At 51.9% G+C, this 2,098-nt stretch carries 2 protein-coding genes; both read right to left on the bottom strand.

Going from position 1 to position 2,098, the window contains the following annotated elements:
• Positions 1-6 precede the first annotated feature (6 nt).
• Positions 7-1,032, bottom strand: a complete 1,026-nt coding sequence (gene aroF, locus HWQ67_RS17075) for a 3-deoxy-7-phosphoheptulonate synthase (RefSeq protein WP_218253895.1) — start codon at positions 1,030-1,032, stop codon at positions 7-9.
• Positions 1,033-2,098 (bottom strand): histidinol-phosphate transaminase (hisC, locus tag HWQ67_RS17070; protein ID WP_218253894.1); only part of this gene is annotated, 1,066 nt, incomplete at its 5' end.

The following is a 2,098-nucleotide window of genomic DNA, read 5'->3' as shown; positions in this document are numbered from 1 at the left end:
CATTGCTCAAATTTCACGCCCCACAGCCTTTGCCACAGGCTTCAGTTGTTCCATGAGTTCCTTGAAGGCATCCGGTTTCAGCGACTGTTCACCGTCGGAGTATGCCTCCTCCGGATTGGTATGCACCTCTATCAGGAGGCCATCGGCTCCGGCTGCCACGGCCGCTTTTGCCATGGGCGGGACCAGGTCCCATCTGCCAACGGCGTGGGAGGGGTCTACGATCACCGGCAGGTGGGTCAACTGCTTCAGCACAGGGATGGCGCTCAGATCAAGCGTGTTGCGTGTTGTGGTCTCAAACGTCCTGATTCCACGCTCACAGAGGATCACCTTGTGATTGCCCCTGGACATGATATACTCAGCCGCCATCAGCCACTCCTTGATCGTGGCCGACATGCCGCGCTTTAATAACACAGGCTTGTCCGTCATGCCGACCTCCAGGAGCAACCGGAAGTTCTGCATGTTACGTGTCCCTATCTGTATGATATCGGCGTACTTGACCATCGTCATCAGGTCACGGGGGTCCATCAGTTCGGTTACGATTGGCATATTGGTATGCTGCCGTGCCTCCACAAGAATCTTCAGACCCTCTTCGCCAAGACCCTGGAAGGTGTATGGCGACGTACGCGGCTTAAAGGCTCCACCACGAATGAAACAGGCTCCGGCATCCTTGACCTTTTCGGCTATGGACATGAGGATTTCTCTGCTCTCTATCGCACAGGGACCGGCTATCACTACCAACTTATTGCCACCGATCTTCACTCCGTTGACATCTATGATAGTATCGTCCTTTTTAAAATCCCTGCTTGCTAACCTGTAAGGTTTCACTATCCGGAGGCACTCCTCAACCCCCCTCATTGCCCTGACCGAATCGACCTCCTCCTCCGATATCTTGGACGTGTCACCGATAACTCCAATTATCGTCTTCTCGGTGCCCGTTGAGATATTGGCGCTCAATCCCTTGGACTCCAGCTTCTTGACGATATTGTCTATCTCTTCTTGTACTGCCGTCCTCTTTAACACAATAATGTCCATCTACAAGACCTCCCTTAAATTCCGCATAAAAGTTTCAATTTCATTTTGCAAACCGATTGTCACCCGTATGATCGTCTTTCCCATCGGTCTTACGATCACACCGCTCTGTAGCAGTTTATTATAGATATTATTGGCATCGATCTTTAAATTAACGTATATAAAGTTCCCCTGGGTGGGTATAAACTCTACCGGCAGATGGCTTAATTGTTCATAGAGATACGCCTTACCCGCCTCGTTGACGGCGACTGATTTCCTGACGTGTTCAGCGTCTTTAAGCGCCCCGATGGCCGCCGCCTGGGCAACCGAACTCGTGTTAAACGGCTCTCTGACCTTGTCCATCCCGGCAACTATTGAGCGATTGGCTATCCCGTAGCCTATCCTCAGACCCGCCAGACCGTATATCTTTGAGAACGTCCTCAGAATCAGGATCGGATATCCCTCTCTGAAGTACCTCATACTGTCGGGATATGTTGTGTCGGTGACATACTCGTAGTATGCCTCATCCACGACCACCAGGACGTCATCGGGGATGCTCCTGATGAAGATATCAAACTCCTCTGCTCCGACAATCGTGCCGGTGGGATTATTGGGATTGGCGATAAAAATTATTCTGGTCTTGCCGTTGATCTTCGCCGCCATGGCAGGCAGGTCGTGCCTGTAGTCGTTCGTAAGCGGTATCTTTATGGCCGTACCGGCGGCCTTGACCGTGGAGTTGTAGTAGACGATAAAAGACGGGTCGGCCATGATGTTGTTATAGATATTGTCCTCTGTGGCCGGCATAAACGTCCTCACCGCTATGTCCAGGAGCTCGTTTGAGCCATGTCCAATGACTATCTCGTGCGCATCCACGCCATAGACCCCACTGAGGGCGGCCTTGAGGCGATACGAACCACCGTCGGGATAGCGGTTTAATCCCACAAGCGCCGCCTGCATTTCCTCAATAGCCAAGGGGGAAGGCCCAAGAGGGTTTTCGTTGGAGGCCAGCTTTATGCAATTGCTGATGCCAAGCTCCCGCTCCAACTCTTCTATCGGTTTACCCGGTATATAGGGGGTTATCTTACTTATA

Source organism: Candidatus Magnetobacterium casense, from assembly GCF_019173545.1.
Taxonomy (GTDB): Bacteria; Nitrospirota; Thermodesulfovibrionia; order Thermodesulfovibrionales; family Magnetobacteriaceae; genus Magnetobacterium; species Magnetobacterium cryptolimnobacter.
This window is presented reverse-complemented; position numbering and strand designations above follow the sequence as displayed.

Excerpts from the sequence above, each read along its gene's own strand:
- aroF (WP_218253895.1), bottom strand. The coding sequence starts at position 1,032 with ATGGACATTATTGTGTTAAAGAGGACGGCAGTACAAGAAGAGATAGAC.